The organism is Candidatus Amoebophilus asiaticus 5a2 (assembly GCF_000020565.1).
GTDB classification, from domain to species: domain Bacteria; phylum Bacteroidota; class Bacteroidia; order Cytophagales; family Amoebophilaceae; genus Amoebophilus; species Amoebophilus asiaticus.
The window spans coordinates 1,514,466-1,531,875 of the sequence record NC_010830.1; the positions used below are offsets into that span (position 1 = coordinate 1,514,466).

Annotated in this window: 15 protein-coding genes, 1 tRNA gene and 1 pseudogene; 6 read left to right on the forward strand and 11 right to left on the reverse strand. The window is 34.7% G+C overall.

Features of this window, described 5'->3' with window-relative positions; all coding sequences use genetic code 11:
• The 3 genes from AASI_RS06050 to AASI_RS06060 form a co-directional block, all read right to left on the reverse strand.
• Window positions 1-675, reverse strand: coding sequence for a ClpP family protease (locus tag AASI_RS06050; RefSeq protein ID WP_012473266.1), 675 nt, complete (start codon window positions 673-675; stop codon window positions 1-3).
• 41 nt (window positions 676-716) lie between these two features.
• On the reverse strand, window positions 717-2,114 hold the full coding sequence (locus AASI_RS06055) for a trigger factor (RefSeq protein ID WP_012473267.1): 1,398 nt from the start codon (window positions 2,112-2,114) through the stop codon (window positions 717-719).
• A 155-nt stretch (window positions 2,115-2,269) separates the two neighbouring features.
• Window positions 2,270-2,351: transfer RNA gene (locus AASI_RS06060), tRNA-Leu, on the reverse strand.
• A gap of 198 nt (window positions 2,352-2,549) precedes the next feature.
• On the opposite strand from AASI_RS06060, the gene AASI_RS06065 reads away from it, so the two are divergent.
• Both AASI_RS06065 and AASI_RS06070 read left to right on the forward strand, forming a co-directional pair.
• Complete coding sequence (locus AASI_RS06065; protein ID WP_012473268.1) at window positions 2,550-3,824, forward strand: HD domain-containing protein; 1,275 nt, start codon at window positions 2,550-2,552, stop codon at window positions 3,822-3,824.
• Between the two features lie 292 nt (window positions 3,825-4,116).
• The gene (locus tag AASI_RS06070) at window positions 4,117-5,445 is read left to right on the forward strand and encodes an MFS transporter (protein WP_012473269.1); all 1,329 of its coding nucleotides are present in this window, start codon (window positions 4,117-4,119) and stop codon (window positions 5,443-5,445) included.
• Between the two features lie 173 nt (window positions 5,446-5,618).
• Here AASI_RS06070 and AASI_RS06075 read toward each other — a convergent pair whose 3' ends face one another.
• From AASI_RS06075 to AASI_RS06085, 3 genes are all read right to left on the reverse strand, one after another.
• Window positions 5,619-6,446 carry an IS5-like element ISCaa6 family transposase gene (locus AASI_RS06075; protein WP_012472753.1) on the reverse strand — a complete coding sequence of 276 codons (828 nt, stop codon included), beginning with the start codon at window positions 6,444-6,446 and terminating at the stop codon, window positions 5,619-5,621.
• A 180-nt stretch (window positions 6,447-6,626) separates the two neighbouring features.
• Window positions 6,627-7,211 carry a ribonuclease HII gene (locus AASI_RS06080; RefSeq protein ID WP_012473271.1) on the reverse strand — a complete coding sequence of 195 codons (585 nt, stop codon included), beginning with the start codon at window positions 7,209-7,211 and terminating at the stop codon, window positions 6,627-6,629.
• An 18-nt stretch (window positions 7,212-7,229) separates the two neighbouring features.
• Window positions 7,230-9,233, reverse strand: coding sequence for an NADH-quinone oxidoreductase subunit 5 family protein (locus tag AASI_RS06085; RefSeq protein WP_187146257.1), 2,004 nt, complete (start codon window positions 9,231-9,233; stop codon window positions 7,230-7,232).
• Window positions 9,234-9,802: 569 nt separating this feature from the next.
• Between AASI_RS06085 and AASI_RS06095 the strand changes: the two genes are divergently transcribed.
• A protein-coding gene (locus AASI_RS06095; RefSeq protein ID WP_148204952.1) for an IS5-like element ISCaa8 family transposase occupies window positions 9,803-10,595 on the forward strand; the annotation gives its coding sequence in 2 pieces (ribosomal slippage) (window positions 9,803-10,063 and window positions 10,065-10,595; 792 coding nt in all).
• A gap of 348 nt (window positions 10,596-10,943) precedes the next feature.
• Window positions 10,944-11,645: a hypothetical protein gene (locus AASI_RS06100; protein WP_012473274.1), complete on the forward strand. Its 702-nt coding sequence runs from the start codon at window positions 10,944-10,946 to the stop codon at window positions 11,643-11,645.
• Here the strand turns inward: AASI_RS06100 and AASI_RS08280 are convergent.
• Window positions 11,637-12,316, reverse strand: a protein-coding gene (locus AASI_RS08280) for an IS1 family transposase (RefSeq protein WP_148204977.1) whose coding sequence is annotated in 2 segments (ribosomal slippage) — window positions 11,637-11,998 and window positions 11,998-12,316 — 681 coding nt in all. Because the reading frame shifts where the segments join, the coding sequence is not laid out codon by codon here. The two genes, AASI_RS06100 and AASI_RS08280, sit on opposite strands and share 9 nt — an antisense overlap.
• Window positions 12,317-12,525: 209 nt before the next feature.
• Between AASI_RS08280 and AASI_RS08860 the strand changes: the two genes are divergently transcribed.
• Entirely contained in the window at window positions 12,526-12,693 is a 168-nt protein-coding gene (locus AASI_RS08860; RefSeq protein ID WP_012473275.1) for a hypothetical protein, read from the forward strand.
• Between the two features lie 205 nt (window positions 12,694-12,898).
• A pseudogene (locus AASI_RS08285) lies at window positions 12,899-13,659 on the forward strand (IS5-like element ISCaa9 family transposase).
• 34 nt (window positions 13,660-13,693) lie between these two features.
• Here AASI_RS08285 and AASI_RS08865 read toward each other — a convergent pair.
• From AASI_RS08865 to AASI_RS06135, 4 genes are all read right to left on the reverse strand, one after another.
• Window positions 13,694-13,849, reverse strand: coding sequence for a hypothetical protein (locus tag AASI_RS08865; protein WP_187146258.1), 156 nt, complete (start codon window positions 13,847-13,849; stop codon window positions 13,694-13,696).
• A 571-nt stretch (window positions 13,850-14,420) separates the two neighbouring features.
• On the reverse strand, window positions 14,421-15,755 hold the full coding sequence (locus tag AASI_RS06125; RefSeq protein WP_012473276.1) for a dicarboxylate/amino acid:cation symporter: 1,335 nt from the start codon (window positions 15,753-15,755) through the stop codon (window positions 14,421-14,423).
• 477 nt (window positions 15,756-16,232) lie between these two features.
• Window positions 16,233-16,562, reverse strand: a complete 330-nt coding sequence (locus tag AASI_RS06130; protein ID WP_012473277.1) for a DNA-directed RNA polymerase subunit omega — start codon at window positions 16,560-16,562, stop codon at window positions 16,233-16,235.
• A gap of 5 nt (window positions 16,563-16,567) precedes the next feature.
• On the reverse strand, window positions 16,568-17,371 hold the full coding sequence (locus AASI_RS06135; RefSeq protein WP_012473278.1) for an outer membrane protein assembly factor BamD: 804 nt from the start codon (window positions 17,369-17,371) through the stop codon (window positions 16,568-16,570).
• Window positions 17,372-17,410: the final 39 nt, after the last annotated feature.

The window sequence follows — 17,410 nt, forward strand, 5'->3', positions numbered from 1 at the left end:
TTATTGATTGTTTTTTTCTAATACTTCATCAATAATGCCATACTCTTTTGCTTCTGAAGCACGCATCCAATAGTCTCGATCTCCGTCTTTTTCTAGCTTTCCTTGGCTTTTTCCTGTATGTTTAGCAAGAATTTGATAAAGATCTCTTTTTATTTCCAACATCTGCTTAACAGTAATTTCCATATCAGATGCCTGGCCTTGAGCTCCTCCTAATGGCTGATGGATTAAGATTCGTGAATGCGGTAAGGCATAACGTTTCTTGTGTGCACCGCCTGCTAGTAATACAGCTGCCATAGAAGCTGCCAAGCCGGTACATATAGTATGTACATCTGGAGCAATATACTGCATAGTATCGTAAATACCTAAACCTGGATATACAGAACCACCTGGGCTATTAATATACAAGCGGACATCCTTTTTAGGATCTGTTGACTCCAAAAATAAAAGCTGTGCTACAATAATATTGGAAATATGATCATCTACAGGCATACCTAAAAAGATAATCCTATCCATAATAAGTCTTGAAAAAACATCGATTTCCCTAAAATGTGTTGGACGTTCTTCAATAACACTACGAGTCATATTTTCTATATGATCTATATATTTATCAACATGCATGCTGCTGATATGCCTATCTTTGACTGCGTAGCTTTTAAATTCCTTTTTATCGAGCATAAACAAGTATAGTTTGTCTTCTTTAATACTTTAATGTAATACTACTTATTATCTACTTTTGGTGTGTCTATTGATGCCGTATCTTTCTTTTTAGATAAATCATCCAACATTTGATTGAATTCTTCAACACTAGTCTCTTTTATATGAATTTTAACTTTATCTTTTAAGGTATGTAAAATCTTTTCTTGAAAAATTAAATCATATGTTTCTTTATAGCGCTGGTCAGTTTCTCCACTTGCAAAACTTTTTTCTATTCTTTTTTTAAGGTCTTCTTTACTTAATGTACCTAATTCACTATAGCCTCTTGTAGTACTAGCCTTCCTTTTAATTAATTCAATAATTTCTTCTATAGTTACTTGTATCTCATGTTCTTGCCCAATCTTTTCAGCTATTAAATCCCAATGCAAGTTAGGTTGCATATATGCATAAAACTGCCCTATTAGAGATTCTTCCCAAGTAGGGTTTTTACTTTTTAGCCGTTTCTTGATAAAGGTTTCTGGCAGTTCAAGTGATATATGATTACTAACAGCTTGCTTCAAGTTATTAGCCAACAAAGAATCTGCTACGTTTTGTGTATAGGCAATAAAGCTATCACTAAATTTTTGTTTGAATTCTTCGAGTGTAAAGGTTTCATCTTCTCCTAAGATATTAGAGAAAAATGTTTCGTTAAGCTCGGCTGGTATTGTACGATAAATCTTCTCTGCCGCGAACTGATAATCACCCTCTAATGAGCTTAAAAGTGATAATGTTTCTTGATGAGCAGCGCTTACTTTTGGAAGTATATATGGTTGCTTAGGATCCAGCTGGAGTGTTCGTTTTTCTGAAATCTCCATATCCAAAAGGTCTGTAGCATTTTTCTCAAACTTAATCTCTGCAGGAAGATATACTGGTTGTTTAAAATTAGCATCATCTGTAAGTAAGCCATATACCATATCTCCTGGTTCACTTTTGGTTACTTCTATCGCATCACCATACTGTAGTTGAACTTTTTTTATGGCTTCATCAACCGTATTATCAGCTACACTTTTAATTTTCCAACATTCTATCTCAACTTGTTCTAATTGTGTTAGATCTACGTCAGGAATTAATCCACATTCAAATTTAATTTGAAAGTTACCAGGATGTTGAAAGTTGATATCTGAATTATATAGAGAATTTTCCACCATAATGGGCTCGCCCCATAATCTAAGCTTCTGTTCTTCTACATACTCCTGGATAGCTTTTGTAACCATCTCCATCACTACCTGAAGTAAGACTTCTGGACCATACATCTTCTTTACAAGCGCCTGGGGAACTTGTCCTTTTCTAAATCCTTTTAAGTTAACTTTGGAACGATATTGTACGATGGCTTGTTCTACACGGGGTATATAATCTTCTTCTGTCAGGTCTATGATGAGATCTGCCTCAAGAGGATTACTCTTATGGAATATAATGTTCAATTTTTGCTATATAATGTTACGATTTAACAAACAAATACTTATACTGCTTCCAAATTGCCTAAAATCTTATTAATATTATCACAAGCTAATATTATAGAAGTATAATTGCATGCAGTTTATCAATATTCAACCTACAAGCAATAGGCGATTGTTAGTGCGGATGGAGGGACTCGAACCCCCATGCTTTGCAGCGCTAGATCCTAAGTCTAGTGCGTCTACCAATTCCGCCACATCCGCGTTGTTGCTATACAAATCTACTACAAATAAAAGATTTTTTATGCTAATGAAGCAAAAAAATATACAATAAAATGATATTAAATTTGTTTCAACAAGTAGCGAAGAGATGGAAGAGATGTTGGATTAATAATTATAACTACATGTCAACTAATTATAATGAGTTATATCGAAAACTAAAACCTTTGTACTTACAGGTATATGGAACCTAAGCTTGCAAAATTGTTGACTTATACTAATGATATAATTCGTACTCAAAAAGAGGTAGAGAGGAAAGTTATTTTAAAAAGCTACCGCACATTATATCAATTAGGGAGTTGGCAACCGTGTAGTAAAAATAAAGATTATCTAAAATTAATGAAAAAGGCTTTCCGATTTACCTTGCAGGTATATCAAGAGCCAAATTATGAGTTTATATCTGGTTCAGTATTTCATCCAATAGAGATTGCTATTATTACAGCAGACAAATTTAGATTAGGTGCCAAATCAATTGTTTGTGCGTTGTTGCACGATATTCTTAAGGACAAAAAAGTTACCGAATTAACCTTACGTAAAGAGTTTGGTGCTGAAATTACATCTATAGTAGTTGGGCTTACTAAGGTAGCAGGGATTACAGCAACAGGATCGGGTAATGAATGCAGTAACCTACGTTATGCTTTAGCTCATTTCTCTCCAGATAATCTGCTAATTGTTTTAATAAAGTTTGCCGAATATTTACGCAAAATGTATAAGATAGAGCAATTTTCAAGGGAGAAGCAAATAAGGTTAGCGGACGAAGCCTATGGAATTTATATTCCATTAGCACATAATTTAGGGTTGGATAGTATTTATTTGGAATTACAAGACTTGTATTTAAAATTCAAACATAGAATTGTTTATGATGCTATCTTAAAAAAAATCAGAGCTACGAAGACAACTAAAGAGGGGTTTTTAGAAAGGTTTATAAAGCCAGTATGTACAATCCTTAAAAAGGAAGGTATACAATTTACGCTTAAAGGTAGAACTAAATCTATTGCCTCTATTTGTAATAAAATAAAGGAAAGAGACCTGCCCTTTGAAGCAATATATGACTTTTATGCTGTACGTATTGTCTTTGATAGTGATATGGGACATGAGTATAGTAGCTGTTGGGGTATCTATGAACTTATAACTAACCTATATGAACCTAAAATCTCTCATTTAAGAGACTGGGTAAGTTATCCTAGAGATACTGGCTATGAAGCTTTACATATTACTGTTATGAGTCCAGAAGGACAGTGGGTAGAGGTGCAAATCCGTGCCAAAAGAATGCATAATAATGCTGAACATGGTAATGCAGCACATTGGAAATACAAAAGCAATAGTTTGGGTAAAGAATTTGAGAAAATGGATGGCCGGTGGTTAGAAAGAGCTAGAGATTTTCTGTCTAAAAACAGCTATGAAGGGGAGCAAAACCAAATATCAATTAGTGTCAATAAAATTTATGTGAATGAGTAATCATTAAACTATTTTATACTTATCCGATCTAAGCGCTCTTCCTTTTTTACTAGAATTACACTCGTATTTCTACTCTTTCTGCAATAAGCTTATATAAACAGAACTATATTTTTAAATTATTTTAAAAGTAACCTTACACTTATTTTGGTTAACTATTGCAAACTTTATTAAAATTTACTTTGTTGGCTTACTAGGTATGTTATGGTGCTTATGGCAACGAGGATAAAGAAGTTATGAAGTTTAGTGGAATAGTTGTTTATTTTTCATTTTTTTCAAAAACAGCTTTTAATATATGTGGATTTTTACTCGTTTAGATAAAGAATTAAAACAAGCTATCAAGCTATTATCATTAGGTACTTTTTTAGAATACTTTGATTTGTTTTTATATGCCCACATGGCTGTTTTGCTCAATGACTTATTTTTCCCGCCTGCTGACACACATGCTAAATCTTTATTAACTGCTTTTGCTTTTTGCAGTTCCTTTATTTTTAGGCCTATAGGCGCTATGTTATTTGGTTACATAGGTGATACTTATGGACGTAAAATTACCGTAGTGATTACTACTTTTATGATGGCCATTACCTGCTTGATTATGGCCAATGCACCTACTTATTCACAAATAGGTATTGCAGCTGCTTGGATTGTAACGGGGTGCCGTATTTTACAAGGTATGTCGTCTATGGGTGAAATTGTAGGTGCTCAGCTTTTTCTAACAGAAGCTACTCCTTCACCAGTTAGGTTTCCAGTAGTGGGGTTAATTAATGTATTTGGTGATTTAGGAGCAACAATGTCTATTGCAGTAGGGGTATTAGCAACTTCATATGGGTTTAATTGGCGAATTGCTTTTTGGATAGGCTCGGCCGTAGCCCTTATAGGTAGTTTTGCCCGTACTACTTTGCGTGAATCTCCTGAGTTTGCAGATGCTCGAAAAAGGTTGCAAAGTGTAGCTACAAGAGCAAAAGAAGATATTACGCAAATCAAAGCAAGACCTTTTTATAATGAACCAATTGCTGTAAAGACTGCTTTAGCTTATTTTCTAATTAAATGTTCTGGAGCAGTATTTATTTATTTTATCTTTTTTTATGCTACAACTACTTTTAAATTGGTTTTTAGCTATGATGCTCATCAAATTTTACTGCATAATTTCTTGCTAGGTATAGTAGGAATAATTGCTTGGTCTACACTTAGGACTTATTTAAGCACTAAGATTCATCCTCTTAAAATACTTACCTTTGCTTGGATTGGAATAAGTATATTTATCCCCTTTTTGCCTTGGTTATTAAATTACGTCACAGCTCCTTGGCAACTTTTTCTTATACAAAGTTACATTATATTATTCTGGCCTAATGACTTGCCAGGTGTACCCATTTTTTTTAAAAATTTCCCTGTTTTTAAACGTTTTTCTACTGCTAGTTTTCTATTTGCTCTAGCTTATGCAGTAGTTTATACTATCACATCGTTTGGCTTAATTTATTTAGTAAATTATCTAGGATATTGGGGTTTATTATTTCTGATGGTACCTGTACTTATTGGATATAAGTATGGGCTTAATCATTTTATACAATTAGAAAAAGCGGCTGGTAGGTATCCTAAGCTAATCAACTGGGATATGGATTGGTAGTATCCTCATATTGTAATTGCACGAAAATATCCGTCTGTTAGAGAGCCATATAGCTAACTGTTTAATAAACGATCAGCCTTACACCCTACATTAGACCTACTGCGAAAGAGGTAAAATAGAGTAGAATTTTAAATAAAATAAAGAAGGGAGCTTGGCTCTAGCGACATTATTTGTTAAAAAGCGTACTTGAAGTTTATAAGCCCGGATATAATGTTAAAGCGAAGGTTATATTTTTTCTGAAAATTCCTGTATACCTCTGCCATAATTTTAAATACCTTGATCTCTCTTATCTTATGCTCTACCTTCATGCGTATGGAGGCTAGCTTTCTGTTATGGTCTTTTTGCTCTTTGGTTAATGGCCGCTTACGGCTCTTTTTGTAGGGTATCATTACATTGCTCTGTAGCTTTTGCCAGCCTTGATAACCACTATCTGCCAGCTTTAAGCTTTCTTTAGGTAAGGGTTTTTCTCCTTTACGGATTTTAAAGTCATGCACTCTTCCTTTATGTGATTTGGAGACAGACAGTATTCTCCCATCTTCTCTGATGACTATCTCTGTTTTTATGGTATGTCTCTTTTTCTTGCCTGAATAAGATTTCTTTTGCTTTTTACTAGGTCTTTGCGTAGGCTGTTCACTTACATCTGCTAATATGCGCAATACCTTGTCTGGGGTTAAAGTCCTATCTTTTTTAATGCTAATTTTCTTAGCTAGTAAGGGCTCCATTTTTCTTAGCAAGCGGCATATGTTAGCGTTGTGTAAGTTAAATAAGTAGCCTAGAAATACATGGCTAATATAGGTGCGGTAATATACCAAAACACAGAGCAGTTTATCCTCTAAGGTAGGTAAATGGCTCCGACGTCCATGGCGCAGCTTGCTCGCTTCTAACTTTTCAAAGACAGGCCTTACTTTTTGAACTAATTTATCAAATGTTTCTAGCCTCAATCCAGTTATTCTTCTAAAATTGTATGGGTACTTGCTTATTCTGGTGTAGGTTAAATGCATACTTATTCCTTTTAGTATATAACAAGGATTACATTTTAACCTTTTCTACTCTCTTTATCAACCTCTTTCGCAGTAGGTCTATTGATAAATAAACAAAAAGATAGGAGTATTAACTGAAATTATCTATATAAGATTATTTAACTCTCGTAAAATATAAGAACTCTTTATACGATCCTAATTTTATTGTATTGCAAGCAGTTTATAAGATTTACGATGATAAGGGGTAAGGCCCAGCTCTTGAATGGCTTTCCGGTGTGTTACTGTAGGGTAACCTACATTCTTTTCCCAACCATAATCAGGATACTGTATTGATAATTGATGCATATAGGCATCTCTGTAAGTTTTTGCCAGAATAGAAGCAGCAGCGATAGCATTAAATTGAGCATCACCATCTATGATACATTGATGAGGTATATTGGGATAAGGATTAAAATATTTTCCATCAATCAGCAAGAGTTGTGGTAGTTGTCCTAGCTGGCTAATAGCTCGATGCATAGCTAAACAAGAGGCATTGAAGATATTTATTTGGTCAATCTCTTCGTGGGTTGCTTCTCCTATAGCCCAAGCAATAGCTACTTCCTTAATGATGCTGTCTAGCAAAATTCTTTTTGCTGTGCTAAGCTTTTTGGAGTCATTTAACAGAGGGTGGTAATAATTTTTAGGTAAAATAACTGCAGCAGCTACCACAGGGCCTGCTAGGCAGCCTCTTCCTACTTCATCGCAACCAGCTTCTAGCAAGTCTTCTGTATAATAGGGTTTAAGCATATTTTATTCTAAACATGGCTATATGAACAAGCTGTTATAGATTATCCAGGCAATTAAAAGCAATAATATGCTTATAAAGCTCCATGCTATATGATGTTGGGTATTACCTTTCTGTATGTGTAAATATAGCTTACTAAAGCTCCCAAATATAGTAGCTATTGCACGTCCAATACCATCTATAAGTTTATTGTCTATCCAAGCTACAATATGTGCAATGATGACATATCCAATTGTTAAGTATCTTATAAAGCCAGCTATGAGCTTATTTTCTAACCAAGCTACACTATACGCAGTAGTTATACAACTGTTTGCCAGTCGTTTTATAAACCCATCTATCATATATTTCTCTACCTTAACTGTATGTTTACTAAAGGACAATATCTGTTTGGCAAACAAACTTACTAAAGCGTCCATGTACCAACCTTCTGAAAATAGTTGTGTTATTTTATTAGATTTAGAGATTCTGATAATTCTTTTTGGTTTTATGAATAGAAATGCTAAGAGTAGTATAGACGAGAATAAAACTCCTATTGCAAGGGACATAGTTAGGAAGTGTATATATGAAAGTTTATTCATCGACAGTGAATCTAGCACATAGGCTATGTTAGCTTTTGCCAAACCATCTATGATGAATTGTTGGATGGGCAAAATAGAGAAGCCAACTACGAATATTGATAATGCTAATACACTACCTTGCATGGACTTTAAATAATTGTTTTTTACTATTGGTACTTTTATATCGTTTCTCCACGTAGGAGTACCGAAAAATATGAGAAGAAAAGATTTTCCTAAATATAAGGCGGTCAAAAAAGTACTGGTAAATGCCATAACAGGAACTATATAGGCTATATAGTAATTGTCTATAGAAACATTTTCTATACTCCATAGTAAGGTTTGTTCTAAAATAGCTTCTTTAGCATGAAAGCCTGTCAATCCAGGTAGCCCGACTAATGTTATTGTAGCTACTAAATAACTGACAGCTACCCATGGTAAATAATGCCTTATGCCACCTAGTTGGTCCATATATGCTGCATTTTCTTCTTTTGTTCCCTGATGTTGAAGAAATTTTATAACAATACCGGCACATAAGAATAAACAAGCTTTAGCTAAGCCATGAAGTAGTAAATATGTGATACCTGCCCCCAATGTTTTCAAGCCAATAGCTGCAATAACATATCCTAGCTGGGATAAAGTAGAATAAGCTAACATACGTTTAATATGTTGTTGCAATAAGGCAGCACAGGCTCCCATGCAAGCAGTTGTATACCCTATTGTAATCATAATATTTTGACACTCAGGCAACAAAATAGTTTCAATACGTATTAATAGATAAATACCAATGCTAAGTACAGTGGCCGCATGCAAAAGTGCAGATGCTGGTGTGGGAGCTTTCATTGCATTAGGAAGCCAGTTGAAGAATGGAAATTGTGCCGATTTGGTAAAGGCAGCTATTAAAAAGCATATCCCTGCTATAAATAAGCTGTTAGAAAAGTTGGCCGTAGCATTTATAGGACGATTTACAAGCATCATTAAATTACAATTACCTAGCTCTTTTACCACGACTACAATGCCTATTAACAAGCATATAGAGCCTAACTTGCTAGTAATCCAAGCTTGTAAACTAGCCTTAGCAGCAGTGGGTTGTTGATACCAAAAAGCAATTAGTAAGCTGGAAGCTAAACCGATAAGCTCCCACCCTATTAACATCTCCCATAAATTATCTGATACAACGACCCAGCATGCAGCACTAACAGATAGATTTAATAATATAAAGTAGGGCTGTTGTTTAATATTATCTTGTATATAAGCTAGGGAGTATATATGTACAACCCAGCTGATCAGTGTTATCATAAACAACATGAGTGCTGCCAAGAAGTCTACATAAATACCTATATACAATACGGAATCTTGGCTAAGATGAACCCAGGGCAAGGAGTGATGGAAAGTAATACCTGAATAGGTGGTTATCAGGGTATAGCTACAGCAGACAATTTGCAGTAATCCTACTAAGTTTATTAACAAAAAAATACAATTGTTTTTTTTAAATAATATTACCGAAAATGCTAATAATAGGGGTAATGTAATGGATATAAGTAAAAAGATAGAAAAATTTCTTTCTAAAAAGGAAGGAACATATAACCAAGAGAATGTAAACAAAGCTTTAAATTTTGCTTATCAATTTGCTAAAAAGATGTTAGATTGAATATACAAATATAAAAGATACTTATTAGGTGACAATAAAATGGTGAGTAAAGCATGCTTATTTGATATATATCAAAGAAACACTTTAAGCTTGTGTTAAATTGATTGTACAACCCCGAATGGCTGGTTAATAATTATATAAAGGTTCTAGATTAATATTTATTAATATATCCTTTGCTCTATTTATATTTGTATTGTTTAAAATTTTTTTTGTATTAAAAACCTACCTCTTAATATATTTTCTAAGTATAAATTTATGGAAAAAAATCATTTGCGTAGCATATTTATTATTTCCCTTAGAGCCTGTTCAAGATCTTTGTTCATTAAGTTAATATTTATTAGATTAGAGAGGAAACTAGTCAATAACTTGATAAAAAAGGGACTTATCTATGACTCAAGAGTATTCTACTAATATTAATAGAGAACAATTTGAAGTTATACGCCCTATTTTGGAAGCAGCCCGAAAAAAGACTAAACCTCGCCAGGTAGATTTATATGAGGTATTCTCTGGATTACTGTATCTGCTCAAGACAGGCTGCCAATGGAGAATGTTGCCTAAAGATTTTCCTAAATGGCGTACGGTACATGCTTATTTTCAGATATGGAGTGAAAAGCAAGAAAATGGCATAAGCTTTCTAGAAGAAGCATTAAAAAAATATGGTTGCTCGTCTGAGGAAGCAAGCAGGTAAAGCAGCCCAAACGAGCCTGATTATAGTAGATGCGCAAAGCATAAAGAATACAGATACAGCCAAAGAGAAAGGCTATGATGGAGCTAAAAAGATAAACGGGATCAAGCGCCACATAGCCGTAGACAGCCAAGGCTTACCGCATGGGATATATGTTACACGGGCTAGTGAAACAAATAGAGATGGAGCAGTAACTATGCTTAAAGATCACAAAGAGCAATTAGCTAAGGTAAAGAAGGTGCTCGTAGATGGAGGCTATAGTGGAGAAGTGTTTGCCAACCAAGTAAAAGAAGTCCTTCAGGGAGCGGAAGTAGAAGTAGCTAAAAGGAGCGAATTGCATCGATTTAAGGTAATACCTAAGCGATGGATAGTGGAGCGAAGTTTTGGCTGGCTGGAAAAATGCCGACGCCTATGGAAAAACTGTGAGAGAAGATTAACTACAAGCTTACAAATGGTGGTGCTTGCTTTTCTAAGAATATGCCTACAAAGATTATGAACAGACTCTAAGGCATCAAATAATCAAACTAACCCACAACCGCCCAATTCATCTAACAATAATATATCCGTTGATTCTATACAGAAAGCTATAGCTGAGCTAGAAGAGTCAGTAAAAAACAACACAGCAACCCCTCAACTAAAGAATGTTTATGCATTACTGGAATATTTACCGCCTAAAAGATTTAAACAGAATGCAGACGGAAGCTTATCTCGTATCAATGAGGAAAAAAGTGGTAAAGAGTTATATATTAAATTTATTGATACTATACCATTTGCGGAGGCTCTATATGACACAAATACACCAGAATTATTAGAAAATATTGTTGATTGGTTAGTAGAGAAGAAATTGTTAGAAGCTAATGAAATGGATGAACAAGGTAATACTCCGTTAGAGCAACTCATATTAGCTTTTAGTAAAAAACCTTTTAATGCTATAAACCTAAAGCGTATGATAGATGCTTGGATGAAGCAAGGTGCTCAGCTTACCCCTAACAAAGCAAGCAAATTACTAGAGGAATTAGTGAAAAGCTCTACTTTCGATTTAAAAAAGTATACTGATATAGTAGGTTTTCTTACCAAACAAGGTGCTCAATTGCTGCCTGATAAAGCCAGTGAATGGCTAGAAAAATTGATAGAAGCACCTACTTTCTTCTCAGAAACGTATGTTGAAAGAATTAATTTTTTTATAAAACAAGGCGCAACGCTAAAAAACAATACCAAGGTTACTGCTTTACTTCAAGAAGCTGTTAAAAGAGAGGATAAGAAATTATATGCATCTCTTTTAAGGTTAGGAGCAGATCCTAATATAGAAGTAACTCATCCATATATGGGCGAGATGCCCTTTTTACATATGTTGTACGGAGGCTTGGACAAAGTAGAAGAAGAACTCTTCCAAGAATTAATTAAAGACTCTAAAGTAAATATCAATATTACTAATCAAAAAGGACTTACGCTTGCTATGGACATAGCTTACAAGCATAATCCTTTAACTAGGGTTATGGAAAATCTATTACAGCGGAAAGATTTAGATATGGTATTGTTAAATTAAGATAGAAAGCTGATTGTTTAGTTTGGCCACGAGTAAATTAAGTGATTTTTCAATCATATGTACCTGCTTGCTATAACATTTACCTTTGCGCTTAAATCTAGCTAAATAGTGCCTAATTAAGCTATTATATCCTTCCACTGTATATGTTTCTGATTTGCTTTGTCTATGTTTATCTTTTGGAATAAACTGCTGGTAGCTTCTCCAATAATCACTACAATACAGCTTGCCTATATCCTTGACGCGCTCCCATAACTTCACTCCCGTTTGTGTCGAGCGATCTCCACACACATATGGTATAAAACGCTTGCTTATCCTATCAACACCTATCCATATCCAGCAGTAGACTTTTTTGAACCCACATACGTGTGTATTTCATCCATCTCGACTATCTCTACTTGATCTTGGCTTTCTGGTAAACTTACTTGATCTCCACATGCTTTTACCCATTGATAGACTATCCCATAGCTTATGTTGAGTATACGGCCTATAGCTCGAAATCCTAATCCTTCTAAGTATAATTGCAACGCTTTTCGCTTAGTAGATAGAGGTTTAACATCCGATTTGTGACTAACTGTGTAAGGGAAACGGCAACTTTTACACTGGTAGCGCTGTCTACCTCTAACAATTCCATCTTTACAGCTTTGAGCATTATTACATCGAGGACAGTTCATACTTTTCCTCTAACTTAATAATCCTATCTCTTTTTAACAATACCTTAGATATTAATACGATAAAGGTAGGAGATGCTTGCTCAGGAATCAAAAGTTTTACATTATTAGATATAATTATAGATAATTGTTCTGTAATACCTACTGGGCATGATTGGCAAAAGCAGATAATATTAAATGGCAATAAAAAATGGCTAGAAGTATTGAAAAAAATGAGCAGCCATAAAAATTATTTTGTAAATGATAAAAATATCAATCTAGCTACAAATAAAAACAAGCAATTAGAGGAGATTCATGTTCCTGACAAAATAGACACTGATGCAATAGCTGTAGCAAAAGAAATTCTCAATATTTTACAAAAGGGTCCTGGAAAATTTTAATAGGGTAAAAAGGCATATGTTTTGGAAGAAACAAAATAAATAACCCCGCCGCAAGCAGCGGGGTATTCAACTGATAAATTTACGAGTATTTAATTAGTTTTAATAGAGGCTTATTGCTCTTAGAGGCTGTCTAAAAAGGGTAATTTAGATAGGAAAAGCAGACAAAACTTTATAAAATTAGTTAGTGAACTTTAAACTAACAGCTATGCCATACACTAGCGATTTAACAGATAAGGAATGGGAAGTGTTAGAACCATTAGTTACTTACATAGGTCCTTGCCGACCCCGTAAATACACTATAAGAGAAGTATTAGATGCTATTTTCTATTTAGAAAAAACAGGCTGTCAATGGCGCATGCTACCTGCCCATTTTCCACCCTGAAAAAGTGTTTATGACTTGTATTATCGCTGGCGAAGAAATGGTAAATGGGACTTAGTCCATGATACACTTCGAGATCAAGTACGAGAAAAGTTGGGCAAACAAGCCATACCTAGCGCTGCCATTATGGATAGCCGCTCGGTTAAAACAGCACAAAAAGGGGGTCGAGAGGCTATGATGCAGCAAAAAAAGTAAAAGGCCGTAAGCAGCATATTATTGTTGATACGCTGGGGCTTATACTTTGTGTGGTAGTACATTCAGCTCACTTATCAGACTCAAGAGGATGTCATCTTTTGCTTATTCGCCTTTTTAATACATTCCCTTCTATTAAACACATATGGGTAGATGGAGGATACCAGAAAGGATGTATAATGTGGGCTTATGGGGTGCTAGGTTATACTTTAGAAGTTGTACAACGGCTCTCAAATGGGTTTCATATTCTAAAAAAGCGATGGATAGTCGAGCGTACATTTGCTTGGCTGAGTTTTTCTAGGAGGCTCTCTAAAGATTACGAGCATAATCCCAAGTCTTCTGAAACACATATTAAAATTGTTATGATTAGAATCATGCTTAAGCGGCTTTTATGACTCCATTTTGGCTTTTTAGACAGCCTCTAAGAGGTTAAAGATATCCCTGAGTTATTACTTGTACTTCTGTTTTAGAGTTCTGAGAAAAGCCATTTAAGGCATAGATCATCGCTTTGGTATGAGGGCCTAGTAAATCCTTGCCTGCTGCTTGAGGTAAGGGAGCAACTATTTTTTTACCACATGCACACATTTTTCATGATAGCGTCTGTATTCTATTACATAAGGATTGATAAGTGGTATTCCTATACGTTGCTCCCTGGTAAAATGATTACCTACCTTTACTTATGCTTGGCACAAGCAAGTGTTTACCTTGAGTTCTACGATCTCATCTGCTGGCATAGGTTGGTATGTGCTCCCTCGATGGCCGGGCTAACCACCAGCTCTACGGTTACTTTTTGCCCTATTTCTTCTTTTGTTAGCATAAAGGTCTCTGGATGGTGGTAGGGAAGAGTTGGTTGAGTTTAAGTTAAGCTGCTCTTTAGGCCTTTGTATTTCTTGTTGAAGTCCACTATAACCAATTCCCTGGAAAATCTATTCTCTTTTCCAAGTAAATCAACTCTTGTTTGTAAGTCAGTATGCATAAAGTAAATAAGATAGCTTCTCTATGCCAATCTATAACTTTCCTTTCGCTTATCTAACCATTACCTTGTCTTATTTTGGGTTGGTCCCTGAACGGGTACAATAATATGGACTAAACTGCGTAGTCAACTAATGTAGAAATATGTAAAAAATAAGAGTATATACTTAATTAATATACATTTTTAATCAGCTGTACTTTTTGCTGTAACAGACTTATTAATATCATTATCAGATGTTAACTCTCCTTCTGTACTAGCAACCACTACAGCTACTACAGCATCGCCTGTGATATTCGTAACTGTCCTACACATATCCAGAATACGATCAGGTGCTAAAATGAGTGCTAGCCCTACGCCAGGAATACCTATAGCATGCAATATCATAGTTGTAGTAACCATAGCTGCACCGGGTACGCCAGCCACGCCTATAGAAGAAATAGCAACATTTGCTACAATCATAAATTGAGTTTCTAGCGACAATTTTATACCTAGTGCTTGCGCAATAAAAACCACTGCTATCCCTTGGTAAACAGCCGTTCCATCCATATTTACAGTAGCGCCTAGCGGCAAAACAAAGTTGCTTATTTCTTCAGAAACGCCTAAATGTTTTTCAACACGCTCCATAGTAACAGGAAGGGCTGCAGAACTAGAACTAGTAGTAAAAGCTATAAGCTGTGCAGGACGTATTTGCTTAAGAAAAGTAAGATAACTTTTCTTTGTAAAAAACCTCATTATAATAGGATATATTACTAGCGTCATTATAGCTAACCCTAGCACTACAGTACCGACATACCATAGTAGTGCGTACAAGATTTCAAATACCTCATATGTATTACTACCTCCAGCTATTTCTATCAAAAGAGAAGAAACCAAAGCAAAAACTCCAAAAGGAGCTAGCTTCATAATAAACCCTACAAGCTCTATAATAGCTTCATTAATTCCTGAAAAGAATAAGATAACAGGCTTACTTTTTCTAACTGGTATCTTAAGAAGTGCTATACCCAACATCGTAGCCACTAGTACTACCTGTAGTAAACTCATATTATTTCCTAAGGCTTGAAATAAATTTTCAGGTACTAGATCTACTAAGAATTGTAAGGGGCCGGTAGCTTTTGTTTGCTCAAAAGATACTGAATGCTGCTCAGCCTGCCCACCATAAAGTTTTAAAAGAGAATCTCTGGTCTGTTCTGAAATCACCTCTCCTGGCTTTATTATGTTAGCAACAGCAAGTCCAAGGATGACAGCTAGTATTGTTGTAATGGTATAGATAATAAAAGTCTTTCCTCCAATTCTAGAAAGCTTAGTAGTATCCTCTATACTGGTTATACCTATTACCAAAGAAACAAAAACTAATGGTATAGCTATCATTTTCAAGCTATTTAAGAATACTGTACCAAAAGGCTTGATATAATTAATGGTAAAAGAAACAGGCCAACCCAGCTGAATAGATAATAGAGCAAAGCATAACCCTAACGCTAGACCTATTAGTATCTGGATGTGAAGTTCAATTTTTTTCATATGGCGCTCAGTTTATAATGTTATATAACTTCATGCAGCGATACAAAGTGAAATAAGCTTATAAACACATTAACATTCTGCTTTAAGCTTACTAATAAAACTGGATACATATGTTATGGCTTATTATTATACAGTTATGATATATCTAGCAACTTGCTCAAGAGACCTGTTTAAAATTTTCCAATCCCTATAAATCTTCAAGCTACACACATTCCTATTTAGTAAGTAATAAATATTGACGGATTTTATTCTAGCCTACTATTTAAATTCGTATCTTTTTACATACTCTCTAGAAATACCTTAGATAAATAATTAACCATCGACCTTATTTACAAGAAGAATCACATAACTAATCAAAATTATTTGTCAATATGGCTAACTATATTTATTTATAGCAATCTCTTAAAACAAGGCCCTTTTTTATTAAAAAGGTATCTAAATTCCAAGTTGTATTTTTAACTATATATAGTTAAACTATTAGACTGCCGTATTTTCTTCTTCAGCATGACGATACATCAACTTACCTTCTAAAAATTCTTCTGTAGCAATGGTAGTTGGTTTAGGAAGTTTTTCATAAAGTCTTGTTATCTCTGCCTGCTCCTGCTTAGCAGCCTTTTCTTCATCTTGTAACTCTTCTGTATCGTCTGATACAAAATCTACCAGTTTACTATCAAGATCTTCTTTCATATGTAATGCAACTTGACGAGCACGTTTAGAAATGATAGCTACTGCTTCATATACGTTACTTGTTGGGGCGGTTAATGCTGAAAAGTCTCTGGTAACTAGGGTGTTAATTTTATATTTCATAGCAATTAATTATTCTTATCGTTTACAAAATTATTAATTTTTTCAAGGGCAGCGTTATATACACTTTCTAATGTCTTGAGATATTTACTATTTGGGAATTTATCTAAAAATATGTAATAATAATTTACGACAGCATACAACCTATCAGGTTGTTCTTTAACCTCACTTCCCAATGCCCATTTATACTGAGCCTGTATTTGTAAACACAGGGCCTCTTCTTGGTAAATGGACTCAGGATATTTTTCTCGAAAATTTCCTAATGCTATAACAGCCGCCTTATAATGTCCTAATTCGTAATAAAGCTTAGCAGCTTTAAAGGATTTAAGCATAAGCTTATTCTGTAACTCATCATTATACTGGTGAGCCTCTTGTTGATAAGTGCCGGAAGGATACTTGTTAAGATATGTTTGTAGCGTTTTAAGTGCTTTTTCTGTTACTGCTTGATCCAAGCGAATATCAGGTATAGATAAATAAAGTGAATAGCCTTGCATATACAAAGCTTCCTCTGCTTGCGCTAACCTAGGATAAGTCTTGTAAAAAGACTCAAAGCAATAAGCGCTCATTTTATAAGATTTCTGATAAAAGTAAGCATATGCCTGGTAAAATTGCGCTGGTATAATTTCTTTCCTTCCCTTGAGCATAGGGATAACTTCTTTGAACAACTGCAACGCTTCGTAATAGTCTTTAGCTTCATAGCGTGCCACAGCTTGTTGATACTTGCTAAGGTAATTACCAGAATGGGTGTGTGTAGCGCAAGAAGCAAGCGCTAGTCCTATTAATCCTATTTTTATAAATTTAATATATGACATGGATGCAAATTAACTCATAAATATACGTTTTCAAAGTAC

Excerpts from the sequence above, each read along its gene's own strand:
- AASI_RS06050 (WP_012473266.1), bottom strand. The coding sequence starts at position 675 with ATGCTCGATAAAAAGGAATTTAAAAGCTACGCAGTCAAAGATAGGCAT.
- AASI_RS06065 (WP_012473268.1), top strand. The coding sequence starts at position 2,550 with ATGGAACCTAAGCTTGCAAAATTGTTGACTTATACTAATGATATAATT.
- AASI_RS06070 (WP_012473269.1), top strand. The coding sequence starts at position 4,117 with ATGTGGATTTTTACTCGTTTAGATAAAGAATTAAAACAAGCTATCAAG.
- AASI_RS06075 (WP_012472753.1), bottom strand. The coding sequence starts at position 6,446 with ATGCATTTAACCTACACCAGAATAAGCAAGTACCCATACAATTTTAGA.
- AASI_RS06080 (WP_012473271.1), bottom strand. The coding sequence starts at position 7,211 with ATGCTTAAACCCTATTATACAGAAGACTTGCTAGAAGCTGGTTGCGAT.
- AASI_RS08860 (WP_012473275.1), top strand. The coding sequence starts at position 12,526 with ATGAGCAGCCATAAAAATTATTTTGTAAATGATAAAAATATCAATCTA.
- AASI_RS08865 (WP_187146258.1), bottom strand. The coding sequence starts at position 13,849 with ATGTGTGCATGTGGTAAAAAAATAGTTGCTCCCTTACCTCAAGCAGCA.
- AASI_RS06125 (WP_012473276.1), bottom strand. The coding sequence starts at position 15,755 with ATGAAAAAAATTGAACTTCACATCCAGATACTAATAGGTCTAGCGTTA.
- AASI_RS06130 (WP_012473277.1), bottom strand. The coding sequence starts at position 16,562 with ATGAAATATAAAATTAACACCCTAGTTACCAGAGACTTTTCAGCATTA.
- AASI_RS06135 (WP_012473278.1), bottom strand. The coding sequence starts at position 17,371 with ATGTCATATATTAAATTTATAAAAATAGGATTAATAGGACTAGCGCTT.